This is a genomic window from Evansella sp. AB-rgal1 (assembly GCF_041820985.1).
GTDB lineage: Bacteria > Bacillota > Bacilli > Bacillales > Salisediminibacteriaceae > Evansella.
The window spans coordinates 189,874-202,752 of sequence record NZ_JBGUAU010000001.1 but is presented as its reverse complement, the minus strand read 5'-3'; the positions used below and the strand labels follow the sequence as shown (position 1 = coordinate 202,752).

The following is a 12,879-nucleotide window of genomic DNA, read 5'->3' as shown; positions in this document are numbered from 1 at the left end:
CCAATAAGTAAGTAAAGGTGGTTGTTTTATGGAAACTTGTGTATTTTGCCAATCGAATATACCCATTCATGATAAAGGTGTTTTGATTATACAGGGAAAAATAGAAGCTATTAATAAAATTATTGAAGTAGGAAGCACTATAGATGATGTGAAGGTGGAGCAACTGAATAAAAAGGAGCTTGTTTTTTCATATCAGGTTCAATCACAGTTAGATATGTTGGCAGTGGAAATTGAAAAAAAATTGTTTCGTTTTAAGGATGAAGAGGTATTAGGTGCAGTTTTACAAGAAAGAAAAGATGTCCACATTCGTAGTTTTGTTCCATTAAAGCAGTTAATCAATCGGATAAAAAATCCTGATATGGTGCAGATCATTCAAGATCAATTATTCACATCTCATATACAACCAATTATCTCCACTGTAGGGGAAACAGTGTACGGATATGAGTTTTTACTTCGACCAAAAAGGATTGATTTTTCACCAGGAGCATTATTCTCCTTCGCTCAAAAATCAGGCCTTCAATCTAAATTAGATAGTGTTGCAAGAATCAATGCTATTCGTACGAGTTCTAAGTTGCTGCCAAATGGTACAAAAAGATTTATAAACTTTTTACCATCCTCTATTTATAATCCTGAGCACTGCTTACAAAGTACATTTTATGCTGTAGAGCAATACAACGTTAATCCTGATGATTTAATATTTGAAGTAGTGGAGACGGAGAAAATTGAAGACATGGCCCATCTAAAAAATATATTTTATCATTATCAAAAATCAGGGATGAAAGTCGCGTTAGATGATATTGGTGCAGGGTTTTCAACTATTGATGTATTAAAAGAGTTGAAGCCAGACTATGCAAAAATTGATCGTAAAGTAATTATGGATTGCTATAAAGATGAAACAAAAATGAAGAAAATAAAAGAACTACATGTTACAGCAAAAGAGAATGGAATATATCTGTTAGCAGAAGGAATTGAAGCGAAAGAGGAATGGGAATTCTTAAAGGAATATGTGGATTTCGGGCAAGGGTATTTTTTTGGGAGACCAGCTGAAAAACCGATTGGTATGCAGAATGTGGATGGTGGACTTTAATTCTCTAGAAATGGTATTTTGTAAGAAATACAATCAACATCCTTTAATAAACGCAGGGATTAAACAAAGCCCTTGCGTTTTTCCTGTATTATGAAAGAAGTTAATGCATAGAGTAGAGAAAACAAATATAATATAGTTATATTTCAAATAATGAAACTACCTAGGGGGGACATAATTGAGAGACATAGAAATAGAAATTTTACGATTTATAACTAGTCTACATCAACCATTTCTTGATCAAATTGCTAAGGTTTTGACTTTTTTAGGCGATGAAACATTTTACTTTATTATAATTCCATTCGTTTATTGGTGTGTTTCTAAGGCATTTGGAATTCGGTTGCTTTATGTTTTTCTCGTTTCAGTATACATAAATGCTTGGTTTAAAACGATATTTGCTGTAACACGCCCAGTTGGATATGAGAATCTAGGTATTAATTCTTTATATGTGGAGTCAGCAGAAGTGGGAACTAGATTCCCACACGACAGTTTTCCAAGTGGACATGCTCAAGGTTCTTCTACCTTATGGGGATATATTGCTTATCGTGTTAATCAACCAATTGTTTGGATATTATGTATCGGACTTATATTCTTTATATCATTCGCACGACTTTATACAGGAGTACACTGGCCAACGGATGTATTAGCTGGAATCGCCTTAGCAATTATCATAATCATTGTCTGTAATCTTGTAGAGAAATTTCTTACATCTATCACAGATGGTGGGAAAATAGTGTTGGCTATCTTATTACCAATAGTTATGATTGCATTATTTCGTGACCCAGAAGGCTTTAGTTATGCTGGATTTGTGTTAGGAGCTGGAGTAGGTTACTTCATCGAAAAGCATTATGTAGGAATGAAAATACCATCTTCTTGGTTAAAGAGAGTCTTAGCATATGTTATTGGTGTCGCAGGTTTATTCGCATTACAGACTGGGTTGAAATTAGTTTTCCCTGAAACTGCAGTATTTGACGGTATTCGGTATACCATTCTTGGTTTATGGGGTTTGTGGATTGCACCAGTCATTTTTGTGTTTATTCGTTTATATGACAAGGAAAAATATCGATTTTGATTATTATAGGACTATAGACAGCAAATGAAAGCTTAACATGATATTTTTTCTAATAAAGTAGTATTAAAAAACGTTATGAGCGATATTTCCCTCATAACGTTTTTTGAATGTATTTAAAAAGAAGGAGTAATCAAGGCCATATTCCCTGTAATGAGAAGAAAACCTAATACGATTAATAGTACGCCACTGATAATGGAAAGTAGTTTTACATGTCGTTTTAAAAAACGTAAAAAGGTTAAGCTAGCCGTGCTTGCTATTCCTATCATAATAAATGGTAGACTTAATCCTATTCCATATACTAGTAATAGGCCAGCGCCTTGCCAGATTGTATCCGAATCAGCTGCTAGAATAAGAATGGAACTCAGCATTGGTCCAATGCAAGGAGTCCAGCCAAATCCAAATGCCATCCCCATTAACCCGACGGTAAATACTCCTCCTTTTCTTTGAAAAACACGATGAAAGCGAATCTCCTTCTGAAATAGTTGAATATTTAATAATCCCAGTAAGTGTAGCCCAAAGATAATGACGATAAATCCAAGAAATTGAGATAAGAATGTTGAAAAGGCAGGAGTAAACAATGAACCTACTGCTGTTGCTCCCATCCCAATTAAGATTAACGGTATAATCAATCCTACAACAAATGCAAGAATACGCGGGAATACATGGAATCGACGTACCCCTTGTTGCTCTAAATCATGAACAGAAAGTCCAGTTATGATTGCTATATAGCTAGGTATTAACGGTAAGATACATGCTGAGGCGAAGGATAAAAATCCTGCTGCAAGAGCAAACCAAATGGTCATCACTTATTCCCCTTTACCATGAAAGGCATTATATGCATCATCATACCGTGTTTGTAGTTCCTCGCTAGTTCCGATGATATACGGATGAGTTCCAAGTTCATTGCCTTCTTCGTCAAAGAATACGTAGGTTGGTGACACGGATACGTTATAATGATTTGCTATGGAACGATCTAAGTCTACTCCCCATAAATGAGTTGCCTCGTATTCATTTACGAATTTATCTAGAATTTCCCTTTCACGACCATAGAAAACAATAGTAATTACTTCAATTTCATCCTGATTTTTAATAAATTCTTGTATGAATGGCATGGAGTAACTACAACAATCACAAGGAACGATAACAAATTGAAGAATTGTTTTCTTCGATCCAACATAATCCGTTAGTTGTATCGGTTCTTCTCCAGTTAGTCGTTCCACTGTAGAAATATCTCCCGAGTCATTATCAAACATGAAAGAATAAGCAGTGTAACCCATTCCTGCTAAAATAAAAATAATGAGAAAAATCCCCACTTTGTTCATCTTTGCTCCCCCCAAAAAGAGCGATTGCTCTTAGTATGTTGCTATAATATAATCATAGCGAATGAGAGGGGATATTCGATGAAAAAGATAGTCAATTTGATGACAATTTGTACTGTGCTTATAGTGGGAATAGTAGCTTGCTCCAATGGTGGGATCGATTCGATACAAGCAACTTTTTTTAATAACGGGGAGACATATCCAACAGGTGAGTTCACTACATATTCTGTTTCGTTGGTAGATAGTTCCGGAGAGCCTGTTTCTGTGGAAAAACTATATTTTTATATGAATATGGAGAAAATGAATCATCCAATGGAAGGAACGATGAAAGAAGTTAAGGAAGGTTTATATGAAATTGAGCTACCACTAGCAATGCCAGGAGAGTGGTATGTTAATGTTACCATTTTTAATGGGAAAGAAGAGCGGGCACTAGATTCATTCACTGTGTATGCCGAAGGGGACATGGTGATGGAGTATATGCGTGGATTTAATAGTGATCTAGAGTAATGTAATAAGGAACACATAAAAGGTGTTTAAAAGACCAGCGCAAAGGCTAGAGTGTGTTAAGTGGTATAGTTGTATCTAAGTTAGTGTATTTATGAAAGGCTCATAAGGACAAAATAGCATGTGAACCGAAGGAAAATGTCCTTATGAAAGCTTCATAAGGACAAAACAGCATGTGACCGAAGGAAAATGTCCTTATGGAAGCTTCATAAGGACAAAACAGCATAAAGAATCAAAGAAAATGTCCTTATGATATCTGCGTAAATCAAGGACTACCTTCCATGTCGAAACGAAAAACTCAAACCCAGTCCAACTACATCGCTTCTTTCTCCAATTGCTTCGGATATACCTTTGTTTTCCACTTAGCATGAATGAACATAACAGCAGATAGAATTAATATCATTCCAAACATCTGCCACCCTGTTAACACATCCTGGAAAACAAATACTCCAATTAGTGCGGCAACCACTGGCTCTATCGTCGTTGCAATGGAAGCTTTACTAGATTCCACAAGCTGTAATCCATTCGTGTATAAAAGGTAGGCTAAAACCGTAGGAATGATTCCTAGACCAAGACTATAGGCAAGAGCTCCCGTGCTCATCCAAGTCATCCCACCAGTCACAAGGCCACTCGTAGGAACTAAGGCTAATGTTGCAAACAAGAATGTATATGTCGTTGTCGTTAACGAAGTATATTTTCTATTCAGAGCAACCTTACCGAAAATGCTATACAAGGCATAACCTAATCCAGAGCTGAGACCAACTAATATTCCGTAATAAGAAAAATGTCCTAAGCTAATTGGAAACAACCCTATTACAAGAATACAGCCTAAAAAGGTTGCTATCAGAGCAATTATTTTTTGAGGTGTAAACCATTCTTTAAAGAAAATTCTTGATAGTATAGTAACGAATGCTGGCCCAGTGTACAAAAGAACAGCGGCTGTAGATAAATTCATTTCCTGAATAGCGGTGAAATATGCCCAGTTAAAAAAGACGATACTACAAATACCTGTACCTAAAAATATGGGAATATGACGTACCTTAATGGAAAGGGCCTTACGATTTCGAATCAAAACATATAAAAATAAAGCTAGAAAAGCAACGGTTACTCGTAATGTAACAACTTCGATAGGGGAAAAGCCAAGGTCGTATAAACCTTGAACAAATAGCCCAATTGTACCCCAAAGTGCCGCACCTGAAATAATCATTAAAAAAGCGAATTTGTTCATGAACCATTTCCCCTAACAAGTAGTTATGCTCCAACATTCACCTTTGCTGTAAAAAACTCATTTGCTCCCTTTGGATGATAGTATACAGTGAACAAGAAGGATCCTTCCACCATAATGCCTTCGTTCATCCATTTGGTAGCGTCAAATGGTAACTCCTCCATCACTATATGCTTTTGTGCTCCCTTTTCATGAATATTGATGCTTAAATTAGACTCAATAACATCCAAATATTCGCTTCGCCATTCATTTAACTGCTCTTTAGAAAAAGAGTGATCCCACCATTTTTTCCTCGGTTTTTGTTTATAATGAAGCAGATAATCCACTTTCATTAGTCCTTCGACCACAGCAGGTTTTTTCAACGTCTCCGTTTCTAAAAATGCTTGTAATCGTAGAAACAAATCTTCAAATTGGTGGCCAATTTTTCCCCAGCCTTGCTTATCCCAATAGTCACCGAATCTTTGGAAAAAATCAAAAGGACTATCGAATTCGTGGTCAATTAAATACTCAACAGTATTATCCAAGCGATGGTCATTCCAGAACTTCTCAAGTATGTCTTCCGCTCTCTTGATTCTTGTTACTTCTGCAAACGATAGAACATTATTGGACAAGAACTCATATGGAGCGTGGTCCATGTACTTATAATGAAATTTCTCAGCCATTGCTCGCATGCCTGTTCCACGTAACATTTTAAGAAAACCGAGCTGAAGCTCTTCAGGGCGAAGTTCGAACACATCGTTAAATGTTTTCTTAAAGGAATCATAGTTTTCCTCAGGTAGGCCAGCAATTAAATCTAAATGCTGATCAATCTTACCGCCTTCTTTTACGAGAGTCACTGTTCTTGCAAGCTTTTTGAAGTTTTGACGTCGTTTCACCAAATCGTTTGTATCATCGTTTGTTGACTGAACTCCAATTTCAAAACGGAACACGCCTTTAGGAGCATTTTCGTTTAAAAACTCAAGCACTTCTGGACGCATAATGTCTGCTGTAATTTCAAACTGGAATTCGCATCCGCCATGATTATCAATTAAAAATTGAAAAATCTCCATTGCATAATCCCGCTTTATATTAAATGTCCGATCAATGAACTTAATCATTTTAGCTCCATTATCAATAAGATAAAGCAAATCCGATTTTACTTTTTCAATATTAAAATATCGTACGCCGACTTCGATGGAAGAAAGGCAAAATTGACATTGGAACGGACAGCCACGGCTTGTCTCAAAATAAACAATACGTTTTCCTAAATCACTTTGATCATCCTCAAAGCGATAAGGAGTAGGAATGTTATTAATTTCTAAATTCGGACGTGACATAGTTAACTTCACGTTTTCCTCTTGTCGATACGCTAAACCAGCTATTGATTTATAATCTCCACCCGATTCTAACTGATGAAGAAGCTGTTTAAACGTTTCTTCCCCTTCTCCCCGAACAATAAAGTCCACTTCAGGTACTCGGTTCATCCAATATTCTGTATCATAAGAAACCTCTGGGCCCCCAAGAACGATTTTTGTTTCTGGTAAAACTTTTTTAAGCATCTTGACAATTTGGATCGTTTTTTCGATGTTCCATATATAACAACTAAACCCAATCACATCGGGTCTTCGAGTAAATAAATCGGAAACTACATTTAATTCAGGATCCTTTATTGTAAATTCCACCATCTCCACAGAAAACTCTGGAGCGGAATATGCTTTTAGTAATCGTAATGCCAAGCATGTGTGAATGTATTTCGCATTTAGCGTAGTAACAACAATATTCATCTATATATTCCTCCATTCCTATAGATGTCAACGCTTATCATATCACATTTTCTTTCAAGACATAAATAGCTGGACCAAAAAGGAATGGATTGGAGAATGTTATTGTATTTGAAGACCCATGATATGGATATTCTCATAGGAGTTATTGGCATGTTTAAGGGCATTTTTTATGATCCCTTCAATTTTAAAACCTAATTTTTCATATAATGCTATCCCACGTATGTTTGATTCAAGAACTTCTAATTGAATTTTGTCATACATCTTACTAGATTTTACCCACTGAAGTGCTGTTTCCATTAGTGCGTTTCCTACACCTTCTGATCGATAGTCTTTGTGAATAATGATACCTAAATTACCTCTGTGAGCTGTTTTAATAAACGGCTCCGGCTCTATTGTTAAAATTCCAATAATTTTCTTTTGGTCTTCTGCAAGTAAGGTAAGTGTTTTGGGAAGCTGGACATACCAATCATTCTTAATTCGTTGATCTTCCACTGTCATAGTAAAATCATGGATAGTCATGACAAGCCCTTTTTCCTCTCTTAACACATCCTTGGTCAGTTCATGCATACCAAGTGCATCATTCATATCTCCTGTACGAATGATGATTGTATTTTTCTGTTTTGTTAAGACTCTTTTTGGAGATACAAACGCCATTATTTTTCCTCCTCAAAACAGTTTCTTATGGAAAGCACGAAAAACTTTATTTAATAAACTATGATATTGACTCCATAAAAGTTCTTCATTATTTGAATTTATTTTTATCGTAAAAGTAGGATCGTCCGTGTAGAATAGAGGAAAAAGAGGTGGTGCTGTTATGAAATTTGCAAGTTTTACATATGAGGGTGATCATTGTTTTGGAATTGTAATGAATGGAGATTCCATATTAAACCTTACCAAATCAGAAGGCTGGGCAGGTCCAAAAAGCTTCTTTGAATTTGTTAAGGAAGGTAGTTTGGAAGAGGTACGTTCGTTTCAAAAGCAATTTTTTGAAGGTAGTTTAAAGGAAGTCGTAATTACAAATATAGAGGATGTAGATTTTCGTTGGTTAGCTCCAATTCCAAGACCTTCAAAAAATATATTCTGTGTTGGAAAAAACTATTTAGATCATGCAAAGGAAATGGGAGCAGAGGGAGCACCTACTGATCCTGTGATCTTTTCAAAAGTACCGACAACGGTTACGGCGCACCTTAGTCCTGTATTATTGCATGAGAGTGTAACGAATGAAGTGGATTATGAAGGAGAGTTAGCTGTAATTATTGGAAAAGAAGCAAAAGGAGTAACGAGAGACAAAGCTATGGACTACGTTTTTGGTTTTACAATACTAAATGACGTTACTGCAAGAGATCTACAGTCAAAGCATCAACAATTTTTACTAGCAAAAGGTCTAGATACCTTTGCTCCAATGGGGCCATATGTTGTTGATCGAGATAGCTTTTTACCATTAGAATCAAAAGAAGTGGTGACGAAAGTAAATGGGGAAGAACGACAAAGAGGTAGCTTTGATTTAATGATCTTTTCTATTCCAGAGATTATCGCAACAATAAGTGCAGGGATTACATTAGAGCCAGGTGATATTATTGCTACGGGCACACCAAAGGGGGTCGGGAAGGGGTTCACTCCTCCTAAACTGTTAAAGAACGGTGATGTAGTAGAAATTGAAATTGATGGGATTGGGAAGCTTCGTAACACCTTTGTTAGCGAAAAATAATGTAGAGGAATCTATCCATAGTCGAAAACCCGTAACGGCATTTTTCATAGGTAAAAGTCACATTTTTTTCCTAGAATCATACTATGAACTGTGAATATTAGAAATTCGTAGTAAGACTGAAAGGAGAAAGATAATGAGCTGTAATTGTAATTCACCAAAAGGGCACCATCCACACATGGCAGGAACGGGGCATGAACATACACCACCAGGGGCACCGATGCATCACCATGGCCCACATCCTGGAGCGCAAATGCATCATCACCATGGAGTAGCACCAGGCATGGCACCTGCACCAGGCCACTTTGGTCCTGCACCACATATGGGAGTTGCACCACACGGACATATGGGAATGCCAGGAGCACACCCAGGCTTTGCACCTGTGCCGCATCCAATGGCACCAGGACACGGCGCTCCAGCACCACAACAATTCGGGCATGGTTATCCTGAACAATTCGAGCAAGCTCCACACCATGGTCATCCGGAACAATTTGATCAAGGGCAGTTCTATGGTCAACCGGAGCAATTTGATCAAGCACAATTCTATGGTCAACCTGGACAGTTCGGTCAACCACAGCAGTTTGATCAAGGGCAGTTCTATGGTCAACCACAGCAGTTTGAACAGCAACAGCATCATGGACATCATGGTCAGTTCGGGCAAACGCAACAATTTGTTCAACCAGAACCTCATGGAGGATCAAAGGGGCAATCGTTTCCTAACGCACCAGTAGCTCCAGAACCTTCGTCGTTCGGAATGCCACCTGCTGCACCACCAGCACCAATGCCAGGGGCACCTAGAACGTTACCTCCTCATGGCTATATGCCAATGGATGATGATGACTAATATTATGACGTTTATTTGATAGAGACCGGTGGAGAAACTTTCTCCACCGGTTATTTATTTAAGGATATGAGTAAAATTTTCTAATCATTGTCTAGCGCCATGCGCAATCTGCTCCTAGTAAACTCGTTCGTAAAGGAATCGATTTTGTCTCGAATCAGGCGTTTACGAGACAAATTGCTGCTTCAACCACCTGATTTTGTCTCAAACCAACCGCTTAAGATACAGTTCGCTACTTCAAATAATATGTTTGAAGAGGGATTTGCCATCATTGTCAAAAGAAACGGAGAAAATGCCACAGCATAGAGATGGCACCCGCTTAAAAAAATAAAAAAGCCAAGGTCATCTCGCCCTCAGCTTTCCAATATATCTAATCTAACACCTTATGCTTGCGGCACAGCTGTTTCTTTGTTCTTAATTTTTTCATTCGCACCTTCGAATGTTTCTAACTTTTTCTTCGGTGGCGTCCAATATTGCTCGTTCCCTGGTAAATCATCGAACCAAGCAGCGTCTTTAGGACAGTCAAGTACCATAAACTTACCATACTCATTATCTCGAGATTGATGGTATTTTAGATACGCTTTCCCATTATCAATCGCCAACACTTCTATTTTTCCGGAAGTATGGCTCATAGAAAGACGAACGCGTTTTCCAAGTCCTGAAGTTATTGCCTTCGCGCCTTCTACAATATTATATGCTTCTTCTAATGATAGAACGAAGTCATTGTTTCCTGCTACTGGTCGGTTAATAAAGAAGTAATAAGGAGTTACCCCTGCCCAAGAAAGTTTATCTAGCAATTCTCCAAGTACCTTAGGATCGTCATTGATTCCTTTTAATACTGGTGTTTGGTTAACAACGATTGCACCTGCATTGTGTAATGCATCAAACCCTCGCTTTGCTTCTTCGGTAATTTCCACTGGATGGTTGATATGCGCCATTACGTAAATACGTTGTTCAGGAGTGGAGTATTCCTTAATAAGGTCGAGTAGTTCCTGATCTTCATAAATTCTCATTGGGTTGAAAACAGGCATTTTTGAACCAAGACGAATGATTTTTACGTGTGGTATCTCGCGTAACTGCTCAATAATCAATCGTAATTTTTTCGTAGCAAGAATTAAAGAATCGCCACCAGTTAAAAGTACGTTGTTAATTTCCGGGTGGTTTCTAATGTACTCAATTCCAGGCTGAACATCAGACATAGCTTCTTTAATATCATTTCTGAATAAGCGCTTTCTAAAACAGTAACGACAGTAAGCACCACAAACCTCGGAAACTATTAATAATGCTGTTGTTCCGTACTTATGCTGACAGCCAGGAGCAGCATAGTTTGTATCTTCATCGGAAGCATCCCAACGACCATATTCTTCTAACTCACCTTCATTAGGAATTATTAACTTTTTAATTGGGTCGTTCGGATTATTCCAATCAATAAGACTTAAATAATAATCGTTTACTCGAAAGACGAACTTTTCCGTAATTTTCTTAAGTTTTGCACGCTCTTCTTCAGGAATTTGCGTGATCTTATCAATATTCATAATGTATTTTGGTTGTGCCATTCCTTAATCAACCTCCATATGTTAGATTAGTAGACTTTTTTACTTTCTTATTATATTTAAACACAGTCGTTAAATTTGGTCAAAAACGGAGGAAAACATCTACTTTTTTTCAAATATGAAAGAAATCCTCCATTTTTCTTGCAATTAAGATAACTTTAGAAAATGGGTATCGTGTCGAACCTTGTAAAGGAACTTCATTTCATTTAGTTTCGCTACAAGAATAGATGAAAATTAACAGTCATAAAAGGGAAGCTTTAAATGAAATCGATCACCAGAAAACAACATCTATTTTGATAAAACTAGTCAAAAAAATCAGTGAAAAAACCTTCACATACAAGCTTTCCTATCATACAATGAAATAAATCCTTCAAAAAAATGAAGTTAAGAAGGAAAGGGGCAAATAAAACAAATGGCAATCCGTAGAATGGACCACCCATTTCTAAAATACGGGGCAAAGACAGAAAAATCGTATGAAGCGATGATGGAAGCAGAAGAGTATCTCCCAGGTGGAGTAACAGCAAATATTAAACACTTTTCTCCATACCCAATCGTTATGAAAAAAGGTCATGGGGCATGGTTGGAAGATGTTGATGGTAATCCGTACGTTGATTTTTTAATGGCATACGGGGCGCTTGCGTTAGGACATGGGCACGATGATGTGAAAAATGCGATAATGGAACAAGTAACAAATGATGGAACCTTTTTGTTTGGAACACCACATATGTTAGAAACACGATTTGCTAAGAAAGTCCAATCATATTATCCTTCTATGGAAAAAATTCGTTTTACTAACTCAGGTACAGAAGCTACATTACTTGCTATTCGACTTGCATGCGCTTATACAGGAAAAAAGAAGATAGCAAAGTTTGAAGGGCACTACCATGGCGGATATAATGAAATGCTTTATAGTATCAATCCAACTTTAGCGGAAGCGGGAAAAGATTATAAACCAAACGCTGTTCCAGAGTCTGCTGGATTGGAGCAATTTGGTGATGATAAACCATTGGTACTTCCTTTCAATAATAGTCAAGCGACGGAACGTCTTATAAAACGGCACGCAAACGAATTAGCTGCAGTTATTATTGAACCAGTACAAGGAGGTTTTATCCCAGCAGATCAAAAGTTTATGGATAGACTAAAAAGAGTTGCAAAAAAATATGATGTACTCCTTATCTTTGATGAGGTAAAGACAGGTTTTCGTGTCGCTCTTGGAGGGGCGCAACAAGTTTATAACCTTAAACCAGATATAACAACCCTTGGTAAAGTAATCGGAGGAGGATTTCCTATTGGTATTGTCGGAGGAAGGGAGGAAATACTCGCAATAACAAAACCGAAAGCGAAGGGCGATGTATTTGATGCAGGGCAAGGAAAGAACTCCTCTGCAAAGGAAATATTATTTCATAGTGGAACATATAATGGACATCCTACTATTTTAGCAGCAGGCCTAGCAACAATGGAACGACTGGAACAGGATTTTGATGATGTTTTGTCGTATACTAATATATTGAGGGAAAATATTGAGAAAATAGCAAGATCAGCAGGCATTCCATTAAAAACGCTAGGGTTAGGTACCATATTTAGCGTTTTGTGTACGAGTGATGATGAGATAAAGCATTACCGCGACCTCCAAAAAACAGACTTAAGCTTGCGTAAAAAATTGGATTTTCACTTGCTAGAAGAAGGGATATATACAAAGCCGTTAAATCGTTACAGTATATCCACAGCACATGGAGATCGGGAGCTTGATAAAACACTGAAGGCTTACGATAAAGCCCTACAACGCTTAGGTGATGATGGAGCGTCATAAAGG

12 protein-coding genes are annotated in these 12,879 nt (G+C 37.4%); 6 read left to right on the top strand and 6 right to left on the bottom strand.

Annotation, left to right across the window (positions count from 1 at the left end; genetic code table 11):
* Window positions 1-28 precede the first annotated feature (28 nt).
* Both ACERII_RS01090 and ACERII_RS01085 read left to right on the top strand, forming a co-directional pair.
* Complete coding sequence (locus tag ACERII_RS01090; protein ID WP_373639559.1) at window positions 29-1,087, top strand: EAL domain-containing protein; 1,059 nt, start codon at window positions 29-31, stop codon at window positions 1,085-1,087.
* A gap of 175 nt (window positions 1,088-1,262) precedes the next feature.
* Window positions 1,263-2,156: a phosphatase PAP2 family protein gene (locus ACERII_RS01085; RefSeq protein ID WP_373639558.1), complete on the top strand. Its 894-nt coding sequence runs from the start codon at window positions 1,263-1,265 to the stop codon at window positions 2,154-2,156.
* 113 nt (window positions 2,157-2,269) lie between these two features.
* Here the strand turns inward: ACERII_RS01085 and ACERII_RS01080 are convergent, their stop codons facing one another.
* Window positions 2,270-2,959, bottom strand: coding sequence for a cytochrome c biogenesis CcdA family protein (locus ACERII_RS01080; RefSeq protein ID WP_373639556.1), 690 nt, complete (start codon window positions 2,957-2,959; stop codon window positions 2,270-2,272).
* 3 nt (window positions 2,960-2,962) lie between these two features.
* Window positions 2,963-3,478 (bottom strand): redoxin family protein, encoded by a 516-nt coding sequence (locus ACERII_RS01075; protein ID WP_373639555.1) that lies wholly within the window; start codon window positions 3,476-3,478, stop codon window positions 2,963-2,965.
* Window positions 3,479-3,556: 78 nt separating this feature from the next.
* On the opposite strand from ACERII_RS01075, the gene ACERII_RS01070 reads away from it, so the two are divergent.
* Entirely contained in the window at window positions 3,557-3,982 is a 426-nt protein-coding gene (locus tag ACERII_RS01070) for a FixH family protein (protein ID WP_373639554.1), read from the top strand.
* A gap of 310 nt (window positions 3,983-4,292) precedes the next feature.
* Here ACERII_RS01070 and ACERII_RS01065 read toward each other — a convergent pair whose 3' ends face one another.
* From ACERII_RS01065 to ACERII_RS01055, 3 genes are all read right to left on the bottom strand, one after another.
* A complete protein-coding gene (locus tag ACERII_RS01065; protein WP_373639553.1) occupies window positions 4,293-5,207 on the bottom strand; it encodes a DMT family transporter in 915 nt (304 codons plus the stop codon).
* A gap of 23 nt (window positions 5,208-5,230) precedes the next feature.
* The gene (locus ACERII_RS01060) at window positions 5,231-6,967 is read right to left on the bottom strand and encodes a B12-binding domain-containing radical SAM protein (RefSeq protein ID WP_373639552.1); all 1,737 of its coding nucleotides are present in this window, start codon (window positions 6,965-6,967) and stop codon (window positions 5,231-5,233) included.
* 99 nt (window positions 6,968-7,066) lie between these two features.
* A complete protein-coding gene (locus tag ACERII_RS01055) occupies window positions 7,067-7,621 on the bottom strand; it encodes a GNAT family N-acetyltransferase (protein ID WP_373639550.1) in 555 nt (184 codons plus the stop codon).
* 160 nt (window positions 7,622-7,781) lie between these two features.
* On the opposite strand from ACERII_RS01055, the gene ACERII_RS01050 reads away from it, so the two are divergent.
* Window positions 7,782-8,675, top strand: a complete 894-nt coding sequence (locus ACERII_RS01050) for a fumarylacetoacetate hydrolase family protein (RefSeq protein ID WP_373639549.1) — start codon at window positions 7,782-7,784, stop codon at window positions 8,673-8,675.
* Window positions 8,676-8,808: 133 nt separating this feature from the next.
* The gene (locus tag ACERII_RS01045; protein WP_373639548.1) at window positions 8,809-9,516 is read left to right on the top strand and encodes a hypothetical protein; all 708 of its coding nucleotides are present in this window, start codon (window positions 8,809-8,811) and stop codon (window positions 9,514-9,516) included.
* 380 nt (window positions 9,517-9,896) lie between these two features.
* Here the strand turns inward: ACERII_RS01045 and ACERII_RS01040 are convergent, their stop codons facing one another.
* Window positions 9,897-11,069, bottom strand: coding sequence for a KamA family radical SAM protein (locus ACERII_RS01040; protein WP_373639547.1), 1,173 nt, complete (start codon window positions 11,067-11,069; stop codon window positions 9,897-9,899).
* A 409-nt stretch (window positions 11,070-11,478) separates the two neighbouring features.
* Between ACERII_RS01040 and ACERII_RS01035 the strand changes: the two genes are divergently transcribed.
* Entirely contained in the window at window positions 11,479-12,876 is a 1,398-nt protein-coding gene (locus ACERII_RS01035) for an aspartate aminotransferase family protein (RefSeq protein ID WP_373639546.1), read from the top strand.
* Window positions 12,877-12,879: the final 3 nt, after the last annotated feature.

What these genes read in the sequence shown, in the direction of transcription:
- ACERII_RS01090 (WP_373639559.1), top strand. Translation starts at nt 29, where the DNA reads ATGGAAACTTGTGTATTTTGCCAATCGAATATACCCATTCATGATAAA.
- ACERII_RS01080 (WP_373639556.1), bottom strand. Translation starts at nt 2,959, where the DNA reads ATGACCATTTGGTTTGCTCTTGCAGCAGGATTTTTATCCTTCGCCTCA.
- ACERII_RS01075 (WP_373639555.1), bottom strand. Translation starts at nt 3,478, where the DNA reads ATGAACAAAGTGGGGATTTTTCTCATTATTTTTATTTTAGCAGGAATG.
- ACERII_RS01070 (WP_373639554.1), top strand. Translation starts at nt 3,557, where the DNA reads ATGAAAAAGATAGTCAATTTGATGACAATTTGTACTGTGCTTATAGTG.
- ACERII_RS01065 (WP_373639553.1), bottom strand. Translation starts at nt 5,207, where the DNA reads ATGAACAAATTCGCTTTTTTAATGATTATTTCAGGTGCGGCACTTTGG.
- ACERII_RS01060 (WP_373639552.1), bottom strand. Translation starts at nt 6,967, where the DNA reads ATGAATATTGTTGTTACTACGCTAAATGCGAAATACATTCACACATGC.
- ACERII_RS01055 (WP_373639550.1), bottom strand. Translation starts at nt 7,621, where the DNA reads ATGGCGTTTGTATCTCCAAAAAGAGTCTTAACAAAACAGAAAAATACA.
- ACERII_RS01050 (WP_373639549.1), top strand. Translation starts at nt 7,782, where the DNA reads ATGAAATTTGCAAGTTTTACATATGAGGGTGATCATTGTTTTGGAATT.
- ACERII_RS01045 (WP_373639548.1), top strand. Translation starts at nt 8,809, where the DNA reads ATGAGCTGTAATTGTAATTCACCAAAAGGGCACCATCCACACATGGCA.
- ACERII_RS01040 (WP_373639547.1), bottom strand. Translation starts at nt 11,069, where the DNA reads ATGGCACAACCAAAATACATTATGAATATTGATAAGATCACGCAAATT.
- ACERII_RS01035 (WP_373639546.1), top strand. Translation starts at nt 11,479, where the DNA reads ATGGCAATCCGTAGAATGGACCACCCATTTCTAAAATACGGGGCAAAG.